At 60.3% G+C, this 25,270-nt stretch carries 23 protein-coding genes; 18 read left to right on the forward strand and 5 right to left on the reverse strand.

The window, feature by feature from the left end; all coding sequences use genetic code 11:
• Position 1: 1 nt before the first annotated feature.
• The 3 genes from ABIE28_RS01990 to ABIE28_RS02000 are packed head-to-tail and all read right to left on the reverse strand — an operon-like array spanning position 2 to position 3,848.
• Positions 2–1,612, reverse strand: a complete 1,611-nt coding sequence (locus ABIE28_RS01990; RefSeq protein WP_354059647.1) for an ABC transporter ATP-binding protein — start codon at positions 1,610–1,612, stop codon at positions 2–4.
• Positions 1,609–2,751 (reverse strand): ABC transporter permease, encoded by a 1,143-nt coding sequence (locus tag ABIE28_RS01995; RefSeq protein ID WP_502913350.1) that lies wholly within the window; start codon positions 2,749–2,751, stop codon positions 1,609–1,611. The genes ABIE28_RS01990 and ABIE28_RS01995 overlap by 4 nt, the downstream gene beginning before the upstream one ends.
• Entirely contained in the window at positions 2,748–3,848 is a 1,101-nt protein-coding gene (locus ABIE28_RS02000) for a microcin C ABC transporter permease YejB (RefSeq protein WP_354059649.1), read from the reverse strand. The genes ABIE28_RS01995 and ABIE28_RS02000 overlap by 4 nt, the downstream gene beginning before the upstream one ends.
• A 223-nt stretch (positions 3,849–4,071) precedes the next feature.
• Between ABIE28_RS02000 and ABIE28_RS02005 the strand changes: the two genes are divergently transcribed.
• From ABIE28_RS02005 to odhB, 8 genes are all read left to right on the forward strand, one after another.
• Positions 4,072–4,305, forward strand: a complete 234-nt coding sequence (locus ABIE28_RS02005; protein ID WP_354059651.1) for a hypothetical protein — start codon at positions 4,072–4,074, stop codon at positions 4,303–4,305.
• A 120-nt stretch (positions 4,306–4,425) separates the two neighbouring features.
• A complete protein-coding gene (locus ABIE28_RS02010) occupies positions 4,426–5,061 on the forward strand; it encodes an AprI/Inh family metalloprotease inhibitor (RefSeq protein ID WP_354059653.1) in 636 nt (211 codons plus the stop codon).
• 167 nt (positions 5,062–5,228) lie between these two features.
• On the forward strand, positions 5,229–6,362 hold the full coding sequence (gene zapE, locus ABIE28_RS02015) for a cell division protein ZapE (RefSeq protein ID WP_354059655.1): 1,134 nt from the start codon (positions 5,229–5,231) through the stop codon (positions 6,360–6,362).
• A gap of 350 nt (positions 6,363–6,712) precedes the next feature.
• On the forward strand, positions 6,713–7,675 hold the full coding sequence (gene mdh, locus ABIE28_RS02020; protein ID WP_354059656.1) for a malate dehydrogenase: 963 nt from the start codon (positions 6,713–6,715) through the stop codon (positions 7,673–7,675).
• A 141-nt stretch (positions 7,676–7,816) separates the two neighbouring features.
• Positions 7,817–9,016 (forward strand): ADP-forming succinate--CoA ligase subunit beta, encoded by a 1,200-nt coding sequence (gene sucC, locus ABIE28_RS02025; RefSeq protein ID WP_354066383.1) that lies wholly within the window; start codon positions 7,817–7,819, stop codon positions 9,014–9,016.
• 24 nt (positions 9,017–9,040) lie between these two features.
• Positions 9,041–9,946 (forward strand): succinate--CoA ligase subunit alpha, encoded by a 906-nt coding sequence (gene sucD / locus ABIE28_RS02030; protein WP_354059658.1) that lies wholly within the window; start codon positions 9,041–9,043, stop codon positions 9,944–9,946.
• Between the two features lie 367 nt (positions 9,947–10,313).
• The gene (locus ABIE28_RS02035) at positions 10,314–13,316 is read left to right on the forward strand and encodes a 2-oxoglutarate dehydrogenase E1 component (RefSeq protein WP_354059660.1); all 3,003 of its coding nucleotides are present in this window, start codon (positions 10,314–10,316) and stop codon (positions 13,314–13,316) included.
• 29 nt (positions 13,317–13,345) lie between these two features.
• Complete coding sequence (odhB, locus tag ABIE28_RS02040; protein WP_354059662.1) at positions 13,346–14,632, forward strand: 2-oxoglutarate dehydrogenase complex dihydrolipoyllysine-residue succinyltransferase; 1,287 nt, start codon at positions 13,346–13,348, stop codon at positions 14,630–14,632.
• A gap of 65 nt (positions 14,633–14,697) precedes the next feature.
• Here odhB and ABIE28_RS02045 read toward each other — a convergent pair whose 3' ends face one another.
• On the reverse strand, positions 14,698–15,237 hold the full coding sequence (locus tag ABIE28_RS02045) for a GFA family protein (RefSeq protein ID WP_354059663.1): 540 nt from the start codon (positions 15,235–15,237) through the stop codon (positions 14,698–14,700).
• Between the two features lie 297 nt (positions 15,238–15,534).
• Between ABIE28_RS02045 and ABIE28_RS02050 the strand changes: the two genes are divergently transcribed.
• The 9 genes from ABIE28_RS02050 (at position 15,535) to ABIE28_RS02090 (ending at position 23,763) form a co-directional block, all read left to right on the forward strand.
• Positions 15,535–15,981: a hypothetical protein gene (locus ABIE28_RS02050; protein WP_354059665.1), complete on the forward strand. Its 447-nt coding sequence runs from the start codon at positions 15,535–15,537 to the stop codon at positions 15,979–15,981.
• Between the two features lie 364 nt (positions 15,982–16,345).
• Positions 16,346–17,755 carry a dihydrolipoyl dehydrogenase gene (gene lpdA, locus ABIE28_RS02055; protein WP_354059667.1) on the forward strand — a complete coding sequence of 470 codons (1,410 nt, stop codon included), beginning with the start codon at positions 16,346–16,348 and terminating at the stop codon, positions 17,753–17,755.
• A 450-nt stretch (positions 17,756–18,205) separates the two neighbouring features.
• Positions 18,206–19,183 carry a TRAP transporter substrate-binding protein gene (locus ABIE28_RS02060; protein ID WP_354059669.1) on the forward strand — a complete coding sequence of 326 codons (978 nt, stop codon included), beginning with the start codon at positions 18,206–18,208 and terminating at the stop codon, positions 19,181–19,183.
• 77 nt (positions 19,184–19,260) lie between these two features.
• Positions 19,261–19,788: a TRAP transporter small permease gene (locus tag ABIE28_RS02065; RefSeq protein ID WP_354059671.1), complete on the forward strand. Its 528-nt coding sequence runs from the start codon at positions 19,261–19,263 to the stop codon at positions 19,786–19,788.
• Positions 19,789–19,793: 5 nt separating this feature from the next.
• The gene (locus ABIE28_RS02070) at positions 19,794–21,077 is read left to right on the forward strand and encodes a TRAP transporter large permease (RefSeq protein ID WP_354059673.1); all 1,284 of its coding nucleotides are present in this window, start codon (positions 19,794–19,796) and stop codon (positions 21,075–21,077) included.
• Between the two features lies 1 nt (position 21,078).
• Entirely contained in the window at positions 21,079–21,828 is a 750-nt protein-coding gene (locus ABIE28_RS02075) for a FadR/GntR family transcriptional regulator (protein ID WP_354059675.1), read from the forward strand.
• A gap of 3 nt (positions 21,829–21,831) precedes the next feature.
• The gene (gene kduI / locus ABIE28_RS02080) at positions 21,832–22,662 is read left to right on the forward strand and encodes a 5-dehydro-4-deoxy-D-glucuronate isomerase (protein ID WP_354059677.1); all 831 of its coding nucleotides are present in this window, start codon (positions 21,832–21,834) and stop codon (positions 22,660–22,662) included.
• 38 nt (positions 22,663–22,700) lie between these two features.
• Positions 22,701–23,423, forward strand: coding sequence for a 2-dehydro-3-deoxy-D-gluconate 5-dehydrogenase KduD (gene kduD, locus ABIE28_RS02085; RefSeq protein ID WP_502913421.1), 723 nt, complete (start codon positions 22,701–22,703; stop codon positions 23,421–23,423).
• A gap of 4 nt (positions 23,424–23,427) precedes the next feature.
• Complete coding sequence (locus ABIE28_RS02090) at positions 23,428–23,763, forward strand: cupin domain-containing protein (RefSeq protein ID WP_354059681.1); 336 nt, start codon at positions 23,428–23,430, stop codon at positions 23,761–23,763.
• Between the two features lie 135 nt (positions 23,764–23,898).
• Here the strand turns inward: ABIE28_RS02090 and ABIE28_RS02095 are convergent, their stop codons facing one another.
• Positions 23,899–24,519, reverse strand: coding sequence for a hypothetical protein (locus ABIE28_RS02095; protein ID WP_354059683.1), 621 nt, complete (start codon positions 24,517–24,519; stop codon positions 23,899–23,901).
• A 74-nt stretch (positions 24,520–24,593) separates the two neighbouring features.
• Here ABIE28_RS02095 and ABIE28_RS02100 point away from each other — a divergent pair, with 74 nt between their 5' ends.
• Entirely contained in the window at positions 24,594–25,208 is a 615-nt protein-coding gene (locus ABIE28_RS02100) for a trimeric intracellular cation channel family protein (RefSeq protein ID WP_354059685.1), read from the forward strand.
• The last annotated feature ends 62 nt before the right edge of the window (positions 25,209–25,270 follow it).

The raw sequence follows: 25,270 nt of genomic DNA on the forward strand, positions 1-25,270 counted from the left end.
ATCAGATGACAGGGCTGGTTGGCGACACCACGGCACTTTCAAAAGCGGCCGCCATCAGGGCGCGGGTGTAGTCCGACTGTGGCGCCGAGAAAATGTCGGCGGCGTCGCCCTGTTCGACGATCTTGCCGTTGCGCATGACGATGAGCTGGTTGGCCAGTGCGCGGACAACCTTGAGATCATGGCTGATGAACATATAGGTCAGGCCGCGCCGCTGCTGGATGTCGCGCAGCAGGTCCACCACTTGCGCCTGAATGGAGACGTCGAGCGCCGAGGTGGGCTCGTCCAGCACGACGAATCTGGGCTCGAGCACCATGGCGCGGGCGATGGCGATGCGCTGGCGTTGGCCGCCGGAAAATTCATGCGGATAGCGGAAGCGCGATTGCGGCGGCAGGCCGACTTCCTCCAGCGCCTTGACCACGCGGGCATCGCGCTCCTGCGCCTTGATATGGGGCGCGTGGACCGACAGCCCTTCGCCAATGATCTGGTCGACCGACAGGCGCGGGCTCAGCGAGCCATAGGGGTCCTGAAAAACGATCTGCATGTCGGCGCGCAGCGGCCGCATGGCCTTCCACGACCGACCCTGCACTTCGCTGCCGAGCACGACAACGCGGCCGACCGACGGGATGAGGCGAAGCACGGCGTAGCCGAGGGTGGATTTGCCGGAGCCGGACTCGCCCACCACGCCAAGCGTTTCGCCCTTGCGGATGGAGAGATCAACGCCATCGACAGCCTTGATATGACCCACCACCGAGCGGAACACTCCGCGCTTGATGGGGAACCACACCTTGAGATCAGTGACATCGACGATGGACGGCGCACTCGGATCGGAGGCAGGTGGCTTGCCGCGCGGCTCGGCGGCTAGCAGATGCTTGGTATAGGCGTGTTGTGGATTGGCAAACAGCGGCGCGACCGGCCCGGTCTCCACAATCTCGCCCTTGGTCATAACACAGACGCGGTCGGCGATCTTTTTGACGATCCCCAGATCGTGGGTGATGAACAGCATGGCCATGCCCAGCCGCTGCTGCAGGTCCTTGAGCAGCGTGAGGATCTGCGCCTGCACCGTCACATCAAGTGCTGTGGTCGGCTCATCGGCGACGAGCAGGTCAGGCTCATTGGCTAGCGCCATGGCGATCATGACGCGCTGGCGCTGGCCGCCCGAAAGCTGATGCGGGAACGAGGCCAGCCGTCCTTTGGGATCGGGAATGCCGACGGCGTCGAGCAGTTCGAGAGTGCGGGCGCGGGCGGCGTTGGGGCGCAGTCCCTGGTGGATCGCTAGAACTTCGCCGATCTGCCGCTCGATGGTGTGCACCGGATTGAGCGAGCTCATCGGCTCCTGAAAAATCATCGAAATGTCATTGCCACGCACGGCGCGCAGTTCAGACGGTGGGGCCGCAACAAGGTCCTTGCCCTTGAACAGGATTTGCCCGCTCAGGCTGGCAGACGGCGGCAGCAGCCGCAGCACGGAAAGCGCGGTCACCGACTTGCCCGAGCCGCTTTCGCCGACCAGCGCCACGGTCTCGCCGGGCGCGATATCGAAGGAGACATGGCGCGTCGCTTCATTGGCGCCGAAGGCAATGGTCAGGTCGCGAATGGAGAGGAGGGGCTCGGTCATGCCATCGACTTTCTGGGGTCAAAAGCATCACGCACCGCCTCGCCGACAAACACCAGCAGGGTCATCATGATGGCGATGGTGAAAAAGCCGGTGAGGCCGAGCCAGGGCGCCTGCAGGTTATTTTTGCCCTGCGCCAGCAGTTCGCCCAGCGATGGCGAGCCGGGCGGCAGGCCAAAGCCGAGCAGGTCGAGCGAGGTCAACGTCACCACCGAGCCCGAGAGAATGAACGGCATGAAGGTCAGCGTCGCCACCATGGCATTGGGCAAAAGGTGGCGGAACATGATGGTGACATTGGAGACGCCTAGCGCACGGGCGGCGGCGATATATTCAAAATTGCGGCCGCGCAGAAACTCGGCACGCACGATGCCCACCAGCGACACCCAGGAAAACAGCAGCAATATCCCCAGCAGCACCCAGAAATTGGGCGCGATGACGCTCGATATGATCAGCAGCAGATAAAGCGCCGGGATCGAGGTCCAGATTTCGATGAAGCGCTGGGCCAGCAGGTCGACCCAGCCGCCAAAATAGCCCTGCACGGCACCGGCGACGACGCCGATCACCGAGGAAAAAATGGTCAGGGTCAGGCCGAATAGTACCGAGAGGCGGAAGCCATAGAACAGGCGGGCCAGCACGTCGCGGCCGCGATCGTCGGTGCCGAGCCAGTGATAATTGCCCCAATTGCAGTCTGGGTCGGCGTCCTGCAGCGGATAGCGCGCGCAGTTTTCGGCGTGGCTCATGGTCCAGCTGGGGGCGACGGCGCCGGAATAGGGCAGGAAGCCATCGACGGTTGTGTAGTTGAAGCGGACCGGCGGCCAGATCGCCCAGCCATTGGCGTCGATTTCGTCAGAGATGAAATCGTCGCGATAATTGGTGACGGCGAGGAAGCCACCGAACTGGGATTCCGGATAGTTGATCACCGAGGGGAACAGCAGTTCGCCCTTGTAGGAGACGACGATCGGGCGGTCATTGACGATGAATTCGGAGCCGAGCGTTGCCAGAAACAGCGCGAGGAAAATCCACAGGGACCAGAAGCCCCGGCGATTGGCGCGGAAATTGTCGAGACGACGACGATTGAGCGGGCTCAAAAAGCGGTTGCGCGGTGCCTCGATGACAGCCGCCTGCTGGCTCATCTCGCTCATACTTCGCGGCTCTCGAAATCAAGACGCGGATCGACCCACATATAAGCAAGGTCCGAAATCAGCGCGACGACGAGCCCAAGCAAGCTGAAGATATAGAGAGTGGCAAACACCACCGGATAGTCGCGGTTGGACACCGAGGTGACGCCAAGCAGGCCCAGCCCATCAAGCGAGAAAATGGTTTCGATCAGCAGCGAGCCGCCAAAGAAGGCACCAATGAACGCTGCCGGAAAGCTGGCAATGATCAGCATCATGGCGTTGCGGAACACGTGCCGATACAGCACCTGATTTTCTGTCAGTCCCTTGGCGCGGGCAGTAGTGACATATTGCTTGCCGATTTCGTCGATGAACGAGTTCTTGGTCAGCAGCGTCGTCGTCGCGAAGGCACCCAGTCCCATGGCGGTGATGGGCAGCACCAGATGCCAGAAATAGTCGATGATCTGCCGCCACCAGGGGAAGCTGGCAAAGCCCGGCGAAGTCAGCCCGCGCATGGGGAAGATGGACAGAAAACTCCCTCCGGCAAATAGAATGACCAGCGCGATGGCGATCAAAAAGCCCGGAATGGCATAGCCGATAATGACAATGGTCGATGTCCAGACGTCAAAGCGCGAGCCATCGGAGACGGCTTTCTTGATGCCGAGCGGGATCGAAACGCCATAGGCGATCAACGTCATCCACAGGCCCAGCGAGATCGAGACCGGCATCTTTTCCTTGATCAGGTCGATCACCGAGATGTCGCGGTAATAGCTGTCGCCGAAATCAAAGCGAAGATAGTTCCACAGCATCTGCCCGAACCGTTCTAGCGGCGGCTTGTCGAAGCCGAACTGCTTTTCGATGCGCGCTACCAGATCGGGCGACAGGCCCTGGCTGCCGCGATAGGCGGATGATCCGCCGCCCTGACCGCCGGGTTGGGCGGCAAGATCGCCCCCTGCGCTGCCGGTAATGCGTTCGGTGATGGAGGCGTTCTGGCCCGACAGATTGGCGAGAGCCTGCTCGACCGGTCCGCCGGGAGCAAACTGGGTGATGAGGAAGGAAATCGCCATGATGCCGAACACGGTCGGGATCATCAAAAGCAGGCGTCGAACGATGTAGGCGCCCATCGGTTCTCCGGGCAGGCTAGTTGGTCTTCTGGAGCTAAGCGCTGCTTGCTGGCATCCGCAAATCACCATGCGGTGAAACGGCTTAGGGGTCAGTGCAACACTTTGACGACCGCTTGGCAAGCCGCAGACGCACAAAGCTGTGCCCATGCAGCCAATCTGGCGGCTCAAGCCTTGCTCCCAAAGCCATAGCGCGTCAGGATCGGGAACAGTTGCGGAGCTGTCTATGACCTATCAGATCATCGCTCAGGCGAAAAATGCCTCGCAGGCGCGTGCGCTTGCCGTGGCGCTGCGTGCCTATGGTTTTCATCCGCTGGAACAGAACGAGGGCGGCCTGCCGGGCGTGCCGAATCTGTTCGGGCCAGAGGGTGTTCCAGTGCAGGTGCCAGAAGAAGAAGCGGCCGATGCAACCGATCTGGCCGCCGAGCTGTTGAGAGAGATGGCGGGGACTGACCCCTAAATGGCCACATTGCTGCCCATTAGGTCGGTTGCGGACCGGGCGGTTGTACGCGGCGTGACGTTTGGCTATAAGCGCGTCAAGCTGTTAACCTTTTTTAAGCCTTCGGGCAGGAGCTGACCCATGACGGTTTGGATGCGCGGATCGTTGTCCGCGGTAGGTATTGCGGCTATGGCCGTTTTTCTGGCAGCCTGCCAGACGACCGGTTCCAATACGGCCAACCTCAACACGATCGGCGCCCCGGCGCAGTTGCAGCCTGTTCAGGGCTCGACGGTGCAGCAGGGTACCCTGCCTGCCATCGGCGCAACTGGCACCCCGGCTCCCGGTCTTTCGGGCCAGCCAGTGCTTGGCGGCGTTCCGGCCAATCAGCAGGTTGCAGGTCTCAATTCCGGCTTCGGCCAGCCCGGCCTCGCGCCAGCGGCTCCCGGCGGTTCGTTCGTCACGCTCGATCCTCTCGCCCAGCCAGCGGCTGGCGGCGGCATGAGCAATGGCCCAGAAGGCGTCTGGAACGTCATCGCGGGTTCGGCAACCTGCCGCATCAACCTGCCGATGACCTCCAAGACCGGCACCAGCTATTACCGCGCTTCGGCACCGGGTTGCACCGTGTCGCAGATCGCGTCGGTCACCGGTTGGCAGCAGGTCGGCAGCCAGCTGCAACTCTATGATGAAAACGGCAACATCGCCGCCTTCCTCGCCCCAAGCAGCGGCCGCTATATCGGCACCATCAGCGGTGGCCAGGCCATCTCGATGAGCCGCTAATCAAGATGCTCCGGTGAAAATCGGGGCGTTTTTTGCGCGAGTGCTTCTCCACCCACCATGTCATCCCGCGAAAGCGGGGACCTCTGTTTACAGCGCCGGCGGTTGCAACGGAGGTTCCCACTTTCGCGGGAATGACGCGGTGAAATGTTGGCCGTCCCGGTTTAGCTATGTCCCCCACTTCCCTCCGCCCCGTAACCGCCGCTTACGCCGCCCTCGTCGAGCGTGGCGCGTTGACGGCTGATCCGGCGCAGCGCGATGCGGCGGGGTTGCTCGACGATGTGCTGGCCGGGCTCGAAGCTGACCAGCCCAAGGGTCTGTTCGGCAAGCTCTTCGCCAAACCCGAACCGGTGCGCGGTCTCTACCTTTACGGCGAGGTCGGGCGCGGCAAGACCATGCTGATGGACCTGTTCTTTGCCGCTGCGCCGTTTCCGCAAAAGCGGCGCGTGCATTTCCATGAATTCATGGACGAGATCCATGCCGGCATGGCGGCCTTCCGCAAAAGCGCCAAGGGCAAGGACGCCGATCCGGTCGAGGCGGTGGTCAAGCCGATCGTCCGCTCCGGCCTGCGCCTGCTGTGTCTCGATGAATTTCACGTCCATGACATCACCAATGCCATGCTGCTTTATCGGCTGTTCGAAAAGCTGTTTGCGCATGGTGTGACGCTGGTGGCGACCTCTAACGTTTTGCCTGACGATCTTTACAAGGACGGGCTGAACCGGCAGCTGTTTTTGCCGTTCATCGAACTGCTCAAGCAGCAGACGACGGTCGCTTCGCTGCCGGCGGCGCAGGATTATCGCCGCATGAAGTTTGCCGGCCAGCATGTCTATGCTTTTGGCACCGGTCCAGACGTTCGCGCCGAAATGGACAGGCTCTGGTTGCGCATCACTGGCGGCGAGCCGGGCGCGCCGGGCGTGGTTGAAAGCATCGGTCGCAAGATCGATGTGCCGCTGGTGGCGATGGGCGCGGCGCGCTTTAACTTCCGCGACCTCTGCGAAAAGCCCCTTGGCTCGCGCGATTTCGTCCGCATCGCCCACCATTTTGACTCGGTGATCATCGACGACGTGCCGCAAATGGACCGCACCAAGTCCGATGCCGCCAAGCGGTTTATCCTGCTGATCGACAATCTCTACGATCGCGGCGTCAAGCTCGGCGCCAGCTTTGCAGCGCCGCTGGAGCAGCTGGGTCTTGATGACAAGACAGCGTTCGAGTTCCAGCGCACAGTCTCGCGGCTGGTCGAGATGCAGTCCGAGGAATACCTGGCCAAGGGCCTGCGGGATGCGGCGCACGAAGTTCAGGAATAGGTCTGCCCGACGACTGTGCCACGCCCTCGTGGTTCGAGGCTCGTAAGAACTCGCGCCTCACCATGAGGGCTGCTTGAGAACCGCACCAGGAACAGCCCTCATGGTGAGGTGGGAGCGAAGCGACCCTCGAACCACGAGGGCGTGCCACGAAGTTGCAGGTGGCGGTACTCTTCCAAGCCCCCCATCGCTCCAAAAATGACAACACAACGATGTCTTCCTTGCTCATACGGCAGGGGCCCTTCACCCATCAGCAAGGCACAAACCGCCCTTTAGACGAAGGGTTCACTTGCCCCTGTTGGCCGCTAAGGTTAAGACGTGCGCCAAATCAACGCAGTCTGGGATGAGGACTAATGGCGCGCAAGAAGATCGCTCTTATCGGCTCGGGTCAGATCGGCGGCACGCTCGCCCATCTGGCAGCTCTCAAGGACCTCGGCGACATCGTTCTGTTCGATATCGTGGATGGTGTTCCGCAGGGCAAGGCACTGGATCTGTCCCAGTCGGCTCCGGTTGAAGGCTTTGATGCCAAGATCACCGGCACCTCCAAGTATGAAGACCTCAAGGGCGCCGATGTTGTCATCGTCACCGCCGGTGTGCCGCGCAAGCCAGGCATGAGCCGCGACGATCTGCTCGAGATCAACCTCAAGGTTATGGAGCAGGTTGGTGCGGGCATTGCCAAATATGCCAAGGACGCCTTTGTCATCTGCATCACCAACCCGCTCGATGCGATGGTCTGGGCGCTGCAGAAGTTCTCCGGCCTGCCCGCCAATAAGGTGATCGGCATGGCTGGCGTGCTCGATAGCTCGCGCTTTGTCCACTTCATCGCTGACGAGCTCAATGTGTCGGTCGAAGACGTCAACGCCTTCGTTCTGGGCGGTCACGGCGACACCATGGTGCCGCTGGCCCGTTACTCGACCGTTGCCGGCATTCCGCTGACCGACATCGTCAAGATGGGCTGGATGAGCAAGGAACGTCTCGACGAGATCATCCAGCGCACCCGCGATGGCGGCGCCGAGATCGTCGGCCTGCTCAAGACCGGTTCGGCTTTCTACGCACCAGCGGCTTCCGCCATCACGATGGCCGAGAGCTACCTCAAGGACAAGAAGCGCGTACTGCCAGCCGCCGCTTACCTTGATGGCCAGTATGGCGTGAAGGGGACCTATGTTGGCGTGCCTGTTGTCATCGGCGCCGGTGGTGCTGAAAAGATCGTCGAGATCGCACTGAACTCGGCCGAGCAAAAGGCGTTCGACAAGTCGGTCGCCTCGGTCGAAGGGCTCATCGAAGCCTGTAAGAAGATCGCGCCGAAGCTCGCATAACGAACACGACCCAATCCCCGCGCAAGCGGGGATCTCCCTATCTGGGAGATCGATTTGAGATTTCCGCTGTGGCGGGAATGATGCGGTGGGGGTCCAGGCCCCGTGACCGACACGAGATTTGCCCATCCAAAGGGACTTGAGATGAACATCCACGAACATCAGGCCAAAGAGCTGTTGAAGTCGTATGGCGCACCTGTTGCCGCCGGCGTCGCCATTTTCTCGGCTGACGAAGCAGAAGCTGCTGCAAAGTCGCTGCCGGGTCCGCTTTATGTGGTCAAGAGCCAGATCCACGCCGGTGGGCGCGGCAAGGGCAAGTTCAAGGAACTCGGCCCCGATGCCAAGGGCGGCGTGCGCCTCGCCAAGACCATCGACGATGTCGTGGCCTTCTCCAGGGAAATGCTGGGCAATACGCTGGTGACCAAGCAGACCGGCGATGCCGGCAAGCAGGTCAACCGCCTCTATATCGAAGATGGCGCCGACATTTCACGCGAGCTCTACACTTCGCTGCTGGTCGATCGTTCCACCGGTCGCGTGTCGTTCGTTGTGTCGACCGAAGGCGGCATGGACATTGAAGCCGTTGCCGAGCACACCCCCGAAAAGATCATCACCGTCGATATCGATCCGACCACGGGCGTGACCGAAGCTGACGTTGCCAAGATCGTTTCGGCGCTGGCGCTCGATGGCGATGCCAAGGTCGATGCGGCCAAGCTGTTCCCGATCCTCTACAAGGCCTTCACCGACACCGACATGAGCCTGTTGGAAGTGAACCCGCTGATCGTGATGACCGATGGTCACCTGCGCGTGCTCGACGCCAAGGTGAGCTTCGACAATAACGCAGCGTTCCGTCACGAAGACCTCAAGGCCCTGCGCGATCTGTCCGAAGAAGACGCCAAGGAAATCGAAGCGTCCAAGTTCGACCTCGCCTACGTTGCCCTCGATGGCAATATCGGCTGCATGGTCAATGGCGCCGGCCTTGCCATGTCCACCATGGACATCATCAAGCTCTACGGCGCTGAGCCAGCAAACTTCCTCGACGTTGGCGGCGGTGCTTCCAAGGAGAAGGTGACGGCAGCGTTCAAGATCATCACTGCCGATCCGGCTGTGAAGGGCATTCTGGTCAACATCTTTGGCGGCATCATGCGCTGCGACGTGATCGCCGAAGGCGTCATCGCTGCGGTCAAGGAAGTGGGCCTGCAGGTTCCGCTGGTGGTCCGTCTCGAAGGCACCAACGTCAAGGAAGGCAAGGCGATCCTCAATCAGTCCGGCCTCAACGTGATCTCGGCAGACGATCTCGACGACGCCGCCCAGAAGATCGTCGCTGCTGTCAATGCAGCTGCCTAACGCCCGCTAAGAGAGACCAAACCCATGTCGATTCTCGTCAATAAAGACACCAAGGTTCTCGTACAGGGCCTCACCGGCAAGACCGGTACGTTCCACACCGAACAGGCTCTGGCCTATTACGGCACCAAGATGGTTGGTGGCGTGAACCCCAAGAAGGCCGGCGAAACCTGGTCGTCGGGTGTCGATGGCACCGAACTGCCGGTTTATGCATCGGTTGCTGAAGGCAAGGAGCGCACCGGCGCCAATGCGTCGGTGATCTATGTGCCACCTCCAGGTGCAGCCGCCGCCATCGAAGAAGCCATCGACGCGGAAATCCCGCTGATCGTCTGCATCACCGAAGGCGTGCCCGTGCTCGACATGGTTCGCGTCAAGGCAAAGCTGGCCGGCTCCAAGTCGCGCCTGATCGGGCCGAACTGCCCGGGCGTTCTGACTCCGGAAGAATGCAAGATCGGCATCATGCCCGGTTCGATCTTCTCGAAGGGTTCGGTCGGTATTGTTTCGCGTTCCGGCACGCTTACCTATGAAGCAGTGTTCCAGACCACCAATGAGGGCCTCGGCCAGACCACGGCTGTCGGCATCGGCGGCGATCCGGTCAAGGGCACCGAGTTCATCGACATGCTCGAAATGTTCCTGGCTGATGAAGCGACCAAGTCGATCATCATGATCGGCGAAATCGGTGGTTCGGCCGAAGAAGAAGCCGCTCAGTTCCTGATCGACGAAGCCAAGCGCGGCCGCAAGAAGCCAATGGCTGGTTTCATCGCCGGTCTGACCGCACCTGCCGGTCGCACCATGGGCCATGCTGGCGCCGTAATTTCGGGCGGTAAGGGCGGCGCGGAAGACAAGATTGCTGCGATGGAAGCTGCGGGTATCCGCGTGTCGAAGTCGCCAGCCCGTATCGGTCGCACCCTGGCCGAAGTGCTCAAGGGCTGAGCGCCGTCCCACAGGGCAAATCGCTCCGGTGGAGCGATTTGAGGCGAGCAGGCCATGAGAGCTACGCTCGAATGGCGCGATGTTTCAGTCGACTTCCTCCCCCCTATCAGGGGGAGGCGAGGTGGGGGTATCCCCTCACAAAAGCGGCCTCACGGTCGCGCTTCGGACACACAACGGTGTTACGCCGAACGTGCTCGTAGCAACCACAGGTCTACGCAGCCGCGCTCCTGCTCAGGGAGCGCTACACTTAACAGGATACTAAGGATAAGCGGTCAGTATCCGATCTTAAACTAGGGACCGCGTGAGACCGGCTTCAGGCCGGTTCGTTGAGAAGGATGGCGGGGCGTGGGCCTCGCGACAAAAAGCGATGACACGACAGGAAAAGAACGACACGTTCTTGCTGACTTCGTTCCTCTATGGTGGGAACGCCGACTACATCGAGCAGCTTTATTCCCGCTACCAAAACGATCCGGCCAGCGTGGACGAGACGTGGAAAAGTTTCTTTTCCAAGCTCGGCGATGGCGAAGGGGTTGCCCAGCAAAACGCGGACGGCCCGAGCTGGGGCCGCACCGACTGGCCGCAGACCGCGACCAGCGAGCTGGTCAGTGCCCTTGACGGCAATTGGGGCGCCGTCGCGGTAAAGACCGAGAAGGCCATCGCCAAAAAGGCTGAGGCGCTCGGCGTTGCCAAGTCCAGCGTTGCTGACGTGCTGCAGGCCACGCGTGACAGTATCCGCGCCATCATGATGATCCGTGCCTATCGTATGCGCGGGCATCTGCATGCCGATCTTGATCCGCTCAAGATGAAGGCTGACGAGCCAGCCCCAGAGCTGGACCCCGCTAGCTACGGTTTCACCGAGGCCGACTACAGCCGCAAGATCTTCATCGACAACTATCTGGGTCTTGAATACGCGACCCTTCCCGAGATGCTGGCGATCCTGCAGCGTACCTATTGTGGTACGGTGGGCATCGAGTTCATGCACATCTCCGATCCTGAAGCCAAGCAGTGGATTCAGGAACGTATCGAAGGGCCGGACAAGGAAATCACCTTCACTGCCGAAGGCAAGAAGGCCATCCTTTCCAAGCTGATCGAGGCTGAAGGCTTCGAGAAGTTCATCGACGTCAAGTATACCGGCACCAAGCGTTTCGGCCTTGATGGCGGCGAATCCACCATTCCGGCGCTTGAGCAGATCATCAAGCGCGGCGGTGCTCTTGGCATCAAGGACATCGTGCTGGGCATGGCTCACCGCGGTCGTCTCAACGTTCTGACGCAGGTGATGCAGAAGCCGCACCGCGCCCTGTTCCACGAGTTCAAGGGTGGCGCGTTCTATCCTGACGACGTCGAAGGTTCGGGCGACGTGAAGTACCATCTGGGTGCTTCCTCGGACCGCGACTTTGACGGCAACAAGGTTCACCTGTCGCTGACGGCAAATCCATCGCACCTCGAGATCGTTGATCCCGTCGTGCTCGGCAAGTCGCGCGCCAAGCAGGACCAGCACATTTCGCCAGACGGCAAGCTCGTCAATATCGAGCTTGAGGGCAAGCCGGACCGTTCGATGGTTCTGCCGTTGCTGATCCATGGCGATGCGGCTTTTGCCGGGCAGGGTGTTATTGCCGAATGCCTGGGTCTGTCGGGTCTCAAGGGTCACCGCACGGGTGGTTCGATCCACTTCGTGATCAACAACCAGATCGGCTTCACCACCAGCCCGATGTATTCGCGCTCTTCGCCTTATCCGACCGATGTGGCCAAGATGATCGAAGCACCGGTGTTCCATGTGAATGGTGACGATCCGGAAGCTGTGGTGTTTGCGGCCAAGGTGGCTGTCGAATACCGCCAGAAGTTCGGCAAGCCTGTCGTTATCGACATGTTCTGCTATCGCCGCTTCGGTCACAACGAAGGCGACGAACCAAGCTTCACCCAGCCGCTGATGTATTCCAAGATCCGCGCGCACAAGTCGACGCTCGAACTCTATTCGGACAAGCTGGTTGCCGAAGGCCTGCTGTCGGCTGCTGAAGTCGACAAGATGAAGGCCGATTGGCGCGCCAAGCTCGAAGCCGAGTTTGAGGCCGGTCAGGACTATCGCCCGAACAAGGCCGACTGGCTCGATGGTGCGTGGAAGGATTTCCGCCCCGCCGACCAAGAAGGTCCACGTCGTGGCGAAACCGGCGTCGGCATCGACCGTCTCGTCAAGATCGGTACCGACCTGACGCGCATCCCCGAAGGCTTTAACGTCCACAAGACGGTCAAGCGCTTCATGGACAACCGTCTGGCCGCCATTGAATCGGGCGAAGGCATCGACTGGGCAACTGCCGAGGCTCTGGCCTTTGGTACGCTGGTGACCGACGGTCATCCGGTGCGCCTATCGGGTCAGGACGTCGAACGCGGCACGTTCAGCCAGCGCCATTCGGTGCTCAATGATCAGCTCGTCGACAACAAGAGCTATACCCCGCTAAACAATCTCGACCCCGAGCAGAGCCGCTACGAAGTCATCAACTCGATGCTGTCTGAAGAGGCCGTTCTCGGCTTTGAGTACGGCTATTCGCTCGCCGAGCCAAAGGCTCTGACGATCTGGGAAGCCCAGTTCGGTGACTTCGTGAACGGCGCGCAGGTGGTGATCGACCAGTTCATCTCTTCGGGCGAACGCAAGTGGTTCCGCATGTCGGGCCTCGTGATGCTGCTGCCCCATGGCTATGAAGGCCAGGGTCCGGAGCACTCGTCGGCCCGCCCAGAGCGGTTCCTCCAGCTTTGCGCTGAAGACAATATGCAGGTTGCCAACTGCACGACGCCGGCGAACTATTTCCATTCGCTGCGCCGCCAGGTGACCCGTGACTTCCGCAAGCCACTGATCCTGATGACCCCCAAGAGCCTGCTGCGCCACAAGCGCGCCGTCTCGGGTCTGGTCGAAATGGGTCCTGATAGCTGCTTCCACCGTCTCCTGTGGGACGATGCCGAAGCCCCCGGCGCGCCCAAGACCACGATCAAGCTCGTGCCCGACGAAAAGATCCGTCGCGTCGTGCTGTGCACCGGCAAGGTCTATTACGACCTGCTGGAAGATCGCGAAAAGAAGGGCATCGACGATGTCTATCTGCTGCGCATCGAGCAGCTCTATCCGTTCCCGGCAAAGGCCTTGCTGGACGAGTTGAGCCGTTTCCAGAATGCCGAGATCATCTGGTGCCAGGAAGAGCCCAAGAATATGGGTGCCTGGGCGTTCATTCAGCCCTATGTTGAATGGGTGTTCGACCAGATGGGCCGTACCGGCCAGCGCGTGCGCTATACCGGTCGTCCGGCGTCTGCCTCAACAGCCACGGGTCTGATGCGGACCCATCTCGCCCAACTGCAAGCCTTCCTCGATGAAGCGCTCGGAAGCTAAGCGCTTCACCAGAATAAGGGATAAAAAGAATGTCGACTGAAATCCGCGTCCCCACTCTTGGCGAAAGCGTCACCGAGGCGACTATCGGCCAGTGGTTCAAGAAGGTTGGGGACACCGTTTCCGCCGATGAGCCGCTTGTCGAACTGGAAACCGACAAGGTCACCATCGAAGTGCCAGCGCCGGCTTCCGGCGTGCTGGAAGCCATTGCTGCCGAAGCTGGCGCCACCGTTGACGTTGGCGCCCTGCTTGGCGCCATTGGCGGGGCAGGGGCTGTCGTTACGCCAAAGCCAGCCGAAGCCAAGGCCGATGTGCCAGCCGCCAATGCTGCCGGTCCTGAGCCTGTAAAGGCCGAGGCTCCAGCTGCACCAACGACCATGTCGCCAGCGCCATCCGCGCAGAAGCTGATCAACGAAAATGGCCTCGATAGCGCCACTATCGATGGTTCGGGCAAGCGTGGTCAGGTGCTGAAGGAAGACGTGATCGCAGCCATTAACAAGCCAGCCGCCGCTGCGCCTGCGCCAGCTGTTGCCGCTCCGGCGGCTCCAGCTCCAGCCAAGGCGGCTGAAGCACCAAAGGCTCCGGCTGCGCCACGCGCTCCGGTCTCGGCTGACGACGCATCGCGCGAAGAGCGGGTCAAGATGACCCGTCTGCGCCAGACCATCGCCCGTCGCCTCAAGGAAGCACAGAACACCGCTGCCATGCTGACCACTTTTAACGAAGTGGACATGAAGCCAGTGATGGACCTGCGCAATTCCTACAAGGAGCTGTTCGAGAAGAAGCATGGCGTCAAGCTCGGCTTCATGGGCTTTTTCACTAAGGCTGTCGTGCACGCCCTCAAGGAAATCCCGGCCGTTAACGCCGAGATCGATGGCGATGACCTGATCTACAAGCAGTACGCCCACGTTGGCGTGGCTGTGGGCACCGACAAGGGCCTCGTGGTTCCAGTGGTTCGCAATGCCGACCAGATGTCGATTGCCGAAATCGAAAAGGAAATCGGCAATCTCGGCAAGAAGGCCCGCGACGGTCAGCTGTCGATGGCCGACATGCAGGGCGGCACCTTCACCATCTCCAATGGTGGCGTCTATGGTTCGCTGATGTCGACGCCAATCCTGAATGCCCCACAGTCGGGCATTCTGGGCATGCACAAGATCCAGGAACGTCCAGTCGCCATCGGCGGCCAGGTCGTGATCCGTCCGATGATGTACCTGGCGCTGAGCTATGATCACCGCATCGTCGACGGCAAGGAAGCCGTGACGTTCCTCGTGCGCGTCAAGGAAAGCCTTGAAGCCCCAGAACGTCTGGTTCTCGACCTCTAAGGTTCGACACTCTCAGTTTGAAAAAAAGGGCGCAGGAAACTGCGCCCTTTTTGTTTGCGCCGGTATCAGGCCTTGATGTCGCCAGTGATCTCTATGGCAGGCACTTTGAATCCCATGGCGAGCCAGGCGACGAGCAGTCTGGCGTAAAAGCCCGCCGTGGCCATGGCGCCGGCCGGAACATCGTTGGTCAGCTGAACGTCGGGCGGCACGTTGCCAGTCTGCGTGCGCAGGTCGAGCGGGGCTAGGGGCCGTCCGGCCCAAAGCCCGGCATAAAGGCTCAGCCAGTGGCCGCTGCTGAATTCGGTGAATACGGGTGTGTTGCAGCACTTGGTCAGCACGCGCCTCGTCGGCGAGGTGGGCGTCAGGTGAAACTGGGCAAGGTTGTCGGTACCGTCGGGAAAGCGGACGCGATCCTTGCGGTAGAGGACGTAATGGGTCCCCCCGTTCGGCTCCCGCAGCGGAAAGGCTGGCGGCACGCTGGCCAGCCGCGCCCCGGCCTCGCGGCAGCTGGTGCAATGGCACTCGGCATTGATGATGGGCTCGCCGATCACGTCAAGTTGGAACTGGCCGCAGGCACATTTGAGGCGTGTGGTGGCGAGCGACATGGCGCATCCTTTCGGCGATCTCTGACACGGTTTTGATCGTTACCGACGGATCGCGCAATGGCGAAGCTGCAACCGATCTAGCTGACCGCTTCTGTCATTAATGTGACCGCCCATTGGGCGTTGCATCCTAGAAATGGCCGCATTGCTGTGTCAGGCAACGGACATCTGCTTAACCACCACCAAAGGTTAGCATAATCGTGATGTGGGACACGCTCGATGCTAACAGTGTGTTAACGCATCTGGCGCAGATGCGGTGGGGCAGATGGTCTGTTTTTTTGTCTCGGAGTTGAATGCCTCTTGCGCCCATTGGTTATCGCCGTCGTCTGGCTCGCAGCTTTTATTCCTACAACCAACGCACAAGAAACGGCAGACACGCGGCTGATCGGCGAACTCATGGCCTTTCACGGCACCAAGGCCATCGTCTCGGCCATGACCACCCATTGCTACGAGAACACCGGGCTGGATAACGAGTACAAGGTCGCCAACGACAACTGGTACCTGCGCAATATCGGCTTCCTCGATCTGGCCGATCGCGTCGTCCTCCGGCTTGGGGGCGCCAGCGAAGGCCAGCAAAAAGCGGCTGAAACCTATGGCGGCACGCAGATCATGAGCGCCTTCAATCAGGCTGACGACAAGACCGTGTTCTGCCGCGCCTTCCTCGAACAGGTCGAAAGCGGCGCGCTCGACATCAACAAGTCGCTGCCCACCACCCTGTCCCGCGCCCAGGAAATCGCCTCACAGTAATCCCCACCCTCACGCGGCGCTGATAATATCGGCGTGCTGCGTTGCCCGGCGGGGAATGCTGGTGTAACGGATGGACCGCAATACTGCTGCGGTGCCCTGATGAACTTCGGATGGCTAGAGTTTGCCGGACTGATGCTGAAAACGCGTATCAACGCGTCGCGTCCGGACGCAGTCGTGACGTGAATGGGCATCATGCTTATTGCCCGGTTCGCATCGGTCCCCGCTTTGTTTAAGACAACCGCAGATAGAGTAGGGTTTTTCCGCTTTCGCCGGTGGTTAAATCGTGTGACCGGCATTACCTTTAGCGTGCTCGCGGTCCGTGTGGCCTTCGCACAAACAGCACTAATCAGTTTCGGGGCATAAAATGGCAGACGCTTTCGACCTCACCATCATCGGCTCAGGCCCAGGCGGCTACGTTGCGGCGATCCGCGCGGCCCAGCTCGGCATGAAAGTTGCCGTGGTGGAAAAATGGGCGACGCATGGCGGTACGTGCCTGAACATCGGCTGCATTCCATCCAAGGCGCTGCTTTACGCGTCCGAGATGTTTGAAGAGGCCGGTCATGGCCTCAAGGCGCTCGGCGTCGATGTACCAAAGCCGGTCCTGAACCTGCCCCAGATGATGAACCACAAGACCGAAACGGTTGCGGCCAATGTTGGCGGCGTGGATTATCTCTTTAAAAAGAACAAGATAACCGCCTTCCGCGGCATCGGCACCATTGCCGCGCCCGGCAAGGTGCATGTGACGCCACAGAATGGCGCGACGACCGAGATCGAGACCAAGAACATCGTGATTGCCACGGGTTCGGTGTCGGCCGGCCTGCCCGGCATTGAGATCGACGAGAAGACCATCGTCACCTCGACTGGTGCGCTGAACCTTGAAAAGGTCCCTGCCAAGCTGGTGGTGATCGGCGCTGGCGTCATCGGGCTCGAGCTTGGCTCGGTCTGGGCACGTCTGGGCAGCCAGGTGACTGTGGTTGAATATCTCGACCGCATCCTGCCCGGCATGGACAGCGAAGTGGCCCGCCAGTTCCAGCGCATGCTGCAGAAGCAGGGCGTTGAGTTCAAGCTGTCGAGCAAGGTTTCCGGTATCGACAAGCAGGACGATGGTTCGCTCAAGGTCCGCGTCGAACCCGCCAAGGGCGGCGAAGTCGAAATTCTCGATGCCAACGTGGCGCTGGTCGCTATCGGCCGCAAGCCGTTCACCGAAGGTCTCGGCCTTGATCTCGTCGGCGTGGCGCTGGACGAGCGTGGTCGCGTGCGCGTCGACCAGCACTACAAGACTTCCGTTGATGGCATCTACGCCATTGGCGACGTGATCACCGGACCGATGCTGGCGCACAAGGCCGAAGACGAGGGCATTGCCGTCGCTGAGATTCTCAATGGCCAGGCTGGTCACGTGAACTACGGCGTGATGCCTGCAGTGGTCTATACGAACCCTGAAATCGCTTCGGTCGGTAAGACCGAGGACGAGCTCAAGGCTGAAGGCACCGAGTACAAGGTCGGCAAATTCCCCTTCACCGCCAATGGCCGCGCCAAGGCGATGCTGGCGACACAGGGCTTTGTGAAGATCCTGTCTGACGTCAACACCGACCGCGTTCTGGGCGCTCATATCGTTGGCAAGAATGCCGGCGAGATGATCCACGAGCTGGTCGTGCTGATGGAATTTTCAGGCTCATCCGAAGATCTGGCGCGCTCGACCCACGCGCACCCAACGCTTTCGGAAGCCGTGCGCGAAGCGGCGCTGTCGCTGGGCGATGGTGCCATCCACATCTGATGATCTAGGGGCTTCGGTCCAACGTACTGCAATTTTTGAGCGCCGTCGGGTCCATCCCGGCGGCGCTTTTTTGCGGGATAAGGCTCCGAGTTGAGCCGGTCTTTGCCGGATATCCCCACTTCGCCGCCGCCTGATAAAATCAGGAACCTGACCGGCAGCGCACGGATATTCGGCTCCCAACCAAGGCCGCTCGTCGGCTTTTTAGCCGCGAAGCCAGCGTGGACAATTCTCCCAAACGCAGCCAAAGTCATCATACAAATCTAGAATTATTGTATGTTGACTTGTCTTTTTGACTTCCATACTAGTTTGAGCACCAAGCTTGTGCCGAGTCCAGAGGGACGATGGTGGGCTTGAGCGAAGGGGTGGGAAGACCCGATCGCGCAACAACGGCATCGACAAGAATGGCCCCATGAAGCGGGCCTGTCGGTGTCATCAATTGGGAGGACACCAATGTTTCATCTGCCTAAACTGGCGGCGACTGCGCTCGTCGCTGCATCCCTTATGGTTTCGACTGCCAGCGCCCAGACCGTGCTGCGCTCGTCAGATACCCATCCCGATGGCTACCCAACCGTTGAAGCGGTGAAGGCTTTCGGCGAGATCCTCAGCGAGAAGACCGACGGTCGTTACTCGGTTGAAGTGTTCCACTCGTCCCAGCTGGGCGAAGAGAAGGACACCATCGAGCAGACCCAGTTCGGTGTGATCGACATGAACCGCATCTCGATCGGCGCGTTCAACACCCAGGTTCCAGCCGCTACCGTTACGCAGCTGCCTTACATCTTCCGCTCGGCCGACCACATGCACCACGTGCTTGATGGCCCGATCGGCGAAGAAATTCTGGCCGCATTTGACGATGTTGGTGTGGTTGCACTCGCCTTCTACGATGGCGGCGCGCGCTCGTTCTACAACAGCTCCAAGCCCATCACGACGCCAGCCGACATGGCCGGCATGAAGGTGCGCGTGATGCAGTCCGACATTTTCGTGGACATGGTTGCGGCCTTTGGCGGTAACGCCACCCCAATGCCATATGGCGAAGTCTATTCGGGAATCCAGACGGGCATTCTCGATGGCGCTGAAAACAACTTCCCAAGCTATGACACTGCTGGTCACGCCGAAGTTGCGCAGTTCTACTCGCTCGACGAACACCTGATGGTGCCAGAAGTTCTGGTGATCTCGAAGGTTGTCTGGGACGGCCTGACGCCAGAAGACCAGACGCTGTTCCGTGAAGCTGCCAAGGAATCGGTCGCCATTCAGCGCGAGCTTTGGGCCGCCAAGGAAATTGAATCGCGTGCCGCTGTTGAAGCACTTGGCGCGACGATCAACGAAGTCGACAAGAAGCCCTTCATCGATGCAATGGGCCCGGTCTACGACAAGTACGTTACCGATCCAGCGCTCAAGGATCTGGTCGCCCGTATTCAGGCCACTGAATAATCCATCCGAGCGGGCCGGCGCGTCATGCGCCGGCCTTTCTTGCTTGCGTGGTGGCCGTGGCCACCGGGAGACACGTCGTGAGAGACAGGCTTCTGCCCATCAGCCGCGTTCTGGGGCTGATTTCCAATACTGCGCTCTGGCTGGCAGGCATCGGCCTGGTCGCCATGACCGTTATCGTCGCCTACCAGGTGTTCATGCGTTTCGTGCTCAATAACTCCCCGGCCTGGACCGAGGCTGGCTCGATCATGATCATGACCTGGTTCATTTTCCTCGGAGCTGCGGTGGGCGTGCGCGAGAACTTCCATATGGGGTTTGACGTGCTGCTCTATATCCTTCCACCCGGCGCCAAGCCTTGGCTGCGGGGCATCAGCGATGTCCTCATCTTCGGTTTTGCCTTTGGCATGGTCTGGTATGGCGGCGAACTCGCCATCCGGTTCTGGTCGACACGTATCCCTGTTCTGGGCCTGCCGACCGCATTCACCTATTTCCCCATCGTCGTCTCCGGCGTGTTGATGTGCCTGTTCTCCCTTGAGCGCTTTTTGCTGCGCCTTGCCGGCGAGCCCGTCGACGACGTCGCCGCAGACCCAACGATTACCGAGGCCTGAGGCTTATGGAATATTGGATTCTCTTCGGTTCCTTCACGGTCATGATGATGATCGGTACGCCGATCGCGTACTGTCTCGGCATTGCGAGCTTTCTGACCATTATCTTTCTGGGGCGCCCGGCTATCGTGGTGTTTCAGCAGCTGAACTCCGGCGTTTCGGCGTTCAGCCTCTTGGCCATTCCGTTCTTCATCTTTGCCGGTGACCTGATGATGCGCGGCGGTATCGCTGCCCGCATCATCCAGTTTGCCGGCTCGATGATCGGCCATGTTCGCGGCGGTTTGGGGCAGGTCAATATCGCCGCCTCGACGCTGTTTGGCGGCATCTCGGGCTCGGCTGTGGCCGAAGCGGCTGCCGTTGGCGGCATCATGATCCCGCAGATGAAGGCCCGTGGTTATGGCGCCGACTATGCGGTGAACGTGACCTCGATGGCAGCACTGATCGCGCTGTTGCTGCCACCCAGCCACAACATGATCATCTATTCGCTTTCGGGCGGCGGCAACATTTCGATCGCTGACCTGTTCACGGCAGGCATCATTCCGGGCCTGCTGCTGGCAGGGGCACTGAGCATCACGGCCTATATCGTGGCGGTGAAGCGTGGTTACCCAACCGAGGCCTTCCAGGGCTTCCGCAAGGTCGGCTATTTTTTCGTCGCCTCCATTCCAGGCCTAATGCTGATCGCCATCATCTTTGGCGGCGTGCGCTCGGGTATCTTCACGGCGACGGAAAGCTCGTGCATCGCGGTGCTCTACGCATTCTTCGTGACGCTGCTGGTCTATCGTTCGCTGAGCTGGAAAGAGTTCGTCCACTCGGTGCTCGGCGCCGTGCGGACCACCGCCATGGTGCTGTTCATCATCGGCGCGGCGGCATCGTTTGGTTGGCTGATGGCCTACCTCAAGGTCGCAACGATCCTGACTGCCGGCATGGCAGCCATCTCTAGCGATCCGCTGATGGTTCTGCTGATGATCAACATCCTCTTGCTGCTGCTCGGCACCTTCATGGACATGGGGCCACTGATCATCATCACGACGCCGATCTTCCTACCGATGGTGAAGGCCTTCGGTGTTGATCCGGTGCATTTCGGGGTGATCATGATCCTCAACCTTGGTATTGGCCTCAATACGCCGCCGCTGGGTCCCGTGCAGTTCGTGGCCGCCGCGGTGGGCAAGATAACGGTGTGGGAAGCCATGCGCAGCATCTGGCCGTTCTATACGGCAGGTCTGGTGGTGCTTGGTCTTGTGACCTACATCCCCGCGCTGTCGCTGTGGCTGCCAGCCTTGTTCAGGGGCTAGCATGAGCTTGAATGACGACATCGTCGCGCCGAACCGCAAACCCAAGCTTGCCGACCTTGTCGTCGGCACGTTGCGGAAGCGGATCAGCGCGGGCGAATATCGGGTGGGCGGCAAGCTGCCCACCGAACATCAGATGACGACCATTTTCGGCGTCAGCCGCACCGTTGTGCGCGAGGCCATTGCGGCGCTCGCTGCTGACGGTCTGGTCGAGCCCCGCCAGGGTGCGGGCGTCTTTGTGGTGGGCAATGCTGCCACGCCGTTCAGCTCGATCGGCGCCGAGCGCTCCAACAAGATTTCAGTCGCGATCAATGTGCTCGAAGTGCGCATGGGCATCGAGATCGAGTCGGCCGGTCTCGCCGCTGTGCGACGCAGCACCAGCCAGGAAGCGGCGATCCACGAGACCTGGAACGAGTTCAACCGGCTGCTGAAGCTGCGTATTCCGACCGGGAAATCCGACTTTGCCTTCCACCGCGCCATCGCGGCCGCCACCAACAATCCGTTCTATATCGAGGTGCTGGACGGATTGGGCAGCCGCACCATCCCCTGCGACGTGGCCTCCCCCTGGGGCACGGAAAGCGTCCTCACATACGAGTACCAGCAGGGACTACAGCAAGAGCACCTCACCATTTTGCGAGCCATTTCAGCGCAGGACCCCGATGCCGCGCGCGAGGCGATGCGACACCATCTGTCGCTGAGCCAGGACCGCTACCGCAACCGGCTGCGCGAGCAGCCCTCTGCCATTCAGGATTGAATTATGACCACCGATTTTGACATTCGCTTCGCCATTGACCCGGTGAGCGCCTCGACCATGAACACCAGCGAGTTGCGCGAGAATTTTCTGATCGATGACCTGTTTGCCGAAGGTGCCATCAACTGGACCTATACCCATTACGACCGCATGGCCGTTGGTGGCGCAGTGCCCGGCGCGTCGCCGCTGGCGCTGGAAACCATCAAGCCAACCGGCACCGCCTATTTCCTCGAACGCCGTGAGCTGATCGCCGCCAATATCGGCGAAGCGGGCACCATCACGGTCGATGGCAAGGACTATGCCGTCGGTTCGCGCGACATGCTCTATGTCGGTATGGGCGCCAAGGACGTGAAATTTGCTGGGCAGGGTGCCAAGTTCTACCTGCTGAGTGCGCCGGCACACGCCACCCACCCCACAACGCTGATCAAGCAGAGCGATGCCAAGCGCCTGGATCTGGGTAGCCAGCAGACGGCCAACGAGCGGTCGATCTTCCAGTTCGTCAACGCTGACAGCGTCAAGACCTGCCAGCTGGTCGTAGGCCTCACCAGCTTTGCGCCGGGTTCTGTGTGGAACACGATGCCAGCCCACGTGCATGACCGTCGCATGGAAGCCTATCTCTATTTCGATCTGCAGCCCGATGCCTTCGTGATGCATCTGATGGGTGAACCCGAAGAGACCCGCCACCTGATCGTACGCAATGAAGAAGCCGTGATTTCTCCACCATGGTCGATCCATTCGGGCGCCGGCACCGGTTCTTACACCTTCATCTGGGCTATGGCCGGCGACAATATCGACTACACCGACGCTGAAAAGATCGGCATGGACGAACTGCTGTGACCGATCTCTCTGCATTTTCGCTGAGCGGAGAGACCGTGATGGTGACCGGTGCCAATACAGGCATCGGTCAGGGTATTGCGCTCAGCATCGGCCGCGCAGGTGGCCGCGTCATCGGCGTTGGTCGCTCCAGCATGGAAGAGACCGCATCGCTGATGGCGGGGCAGGGCGCAGACTTTGTCGAAGTGCGCGCCGATCTCGGTTCGGCCAAAGCCGCCCAAGCGATGTTTGAAACGGCTTGGGCCGAGCATGGCCCCATCGACGGGCTGGTCAACAATGCCGGCATCATCAAGCGCGCCGATGCGGTCGACTTCACCGAAGAAGACTGGGATCAGGTGATGGACATCAACCTCAAGACGATGTTTTTCCTCTGCCAGTCGCTGGGCAAAAAGGCGATCGAAGCGGGTCGTGGCGCCCGCATCGTCAACATCTCTTCGATGCTGAGTTTTCAGGGCGGCATTCGTGTCGCCAGCTACACTGCCTCGAAAAGCGGCGTTCTGGGGATCACGCGCCTGCTGGCCAATGAGTGGGCCGCCAAGGGCGTCAACGTGAATTCCATTGCGCCCGGCTATATCGAAACCAACAATACCGAAGCGTTGCGGGCCGATCTGGACCGTTCTGCGTCGATCCTGGGACGCATCCCCGCCGGTCGCTGGGGCGCGTCCTCCGATATCGGGGATGCAGCGGTGTTCCTTCTGGCTCCGGCCTCCAACTACATGCATGGCGCTGTCATCCCCGTGGATGGCGGATGGCTCGCGAGGTAATCTGATGACTGACCAAAAGCTGTTCGCACAGGCGAACGAGGGCGAAGCAACCGTTCTGGCCCCCGGCAATACGCGCCGTGTGCTGATCCATGTGCCGGAACTGATGCAGGTCGAGTTTGGCTTTGACAAAGGCGCGGTCGGTGCTCTGCATAGCCATCCTCATATTCAGGTGAGCTATGTGGCAGAGGGCTCGTTCGAAGTGACCATCGATGGTGTGACCGAGATCATCGGCACCGGCGGTAGCTTCATCGTGCCACCGAACCTTGTGCATGGTGTCGTGGCGCTCGAAAAGGGGCGCTTGATCGACGTGTTTACACCGCATCGGGCGGATTTTTTGTAGGGGATACCCCACCTAACCTCCCCCTGATATGGGGAGGAATTTGGCCGGTGAATTTCCGAGACGGTGCCCAAACTCGATCTATTCCTCCCACTTTTCAGGGGGAGGCCAGGTTGGGGCATTCTTGCTTCCTCGCCGTCACCCAATCTCCGCCAGCATCCCCGCATAAGCCACATCATGCTGCCCGGCCCAGTTATCCATACCGGGCCCGGTCAGCTTGCCTCTGCGCGGCGGAATGTAACTTGAGATCGACCGCACCGGTTCCTCGCGCCATTGCAGGTTGAACGCCGCCAGCTTCGGGAAAAATTCCATGTCGTGGTACGGCAAATGGTCATGTACCCACCACGCCATCGCCTCCCAATCGTCGGTTCGTTCGTAGTAGGGCACGAAACGGTTGACCACGACGCAAGCTGTGGCACCCATGCGGCCATCGGCATCGAGATGATCCCAGATGTGCCCGGCATAGTTGGCTTCATTATTGGCACAGTTGAGCTTGTTGATATTGCCGAAGTGGTTGACCTCGGGCGACCGATAGGCTGAGCGGATCGAGATCTTGCCAAATCGCGCTTGCAGAGGTTCGAGCAGGGTTTCGCACAGCACTGTGCCGGTCTTGATGGCCAGATCCGTGTCTTCAGGGAAGTTGGTAAAGCCATGCATGATAGCGATTTCGGAGTGCAGGAAATCGCGCAGGAAGAAGTTTTCGCTGAGTTGAACGCGGCCTAAAGCTTCAAGGCTTTTGACAGATTTGGGCTGACGCATGGCGGCTCTCACTGGACGTCACACTATCTTGCGCTAACGTGGCGCGGGACAACCCGGTTTCGACAGGATGCGCCATGCTTGACGTGATCTTTTACATCGCCATCACGGCTGAGGCGATGACGGCGGCGCTGGCGGCCGGGCGGCGCAAGATGGACTGGTTCGGGGTGTGCCTGTTGGCCTGTGTGACCGCGCTTGGTGGTGGCACGATCCGCGACCTGTTCCTCAACCACTACCCGCTCTATTGGGTCGAAAACCCCTATATCCTGCTGTTGGTATGCGGCGCAGCGCTGTTCACGATTGCCATCGCGCGCTTTGTCGACCGGCTGCGCTGGCCGTTCCTGCTGCTGGACGGATTGGGGTTGGTGGTTTTCACCATCATCGGTTGCTCCATTGCCATGGAAGTTGGTGCCCATCCGCTGATCGTGCTGGTTGCGGGCATGGTGACCGGCATTTTCGGCGGCATTTTGCGCGATGTGCTGTGCAATGACGTGCCGCTGGTGTTTCGCGGCGAGCTTTACGCCACGGTCTCGATCGTCACTGGGGCGATCTACTATTTTGGCCTGATCTTCGGCCTCAATGCGGACGTGGTTGTGCTGGCGGCCATCGCGGTCGGGTTCCCGCTGCGCGTGCTGGCCATCATCAACAAGTGGGAGATGCCCAAGTTCGTGTACGACCGCGATCTTCGGTAGCACCAGCACTGACAAATAGGGCTTTTCCGCCTCTCGCGAATATGGCAAGGACCTACCATACA

Origin of the sequence: Devosia sp. 2618 (genome assembly GCF_040546815.1) — a bacterium.
GTDB lineage: Bacteria > Pseudomonadota > Alphaproteobacteria > Rhizobiales > Devosiaceae > Devosia.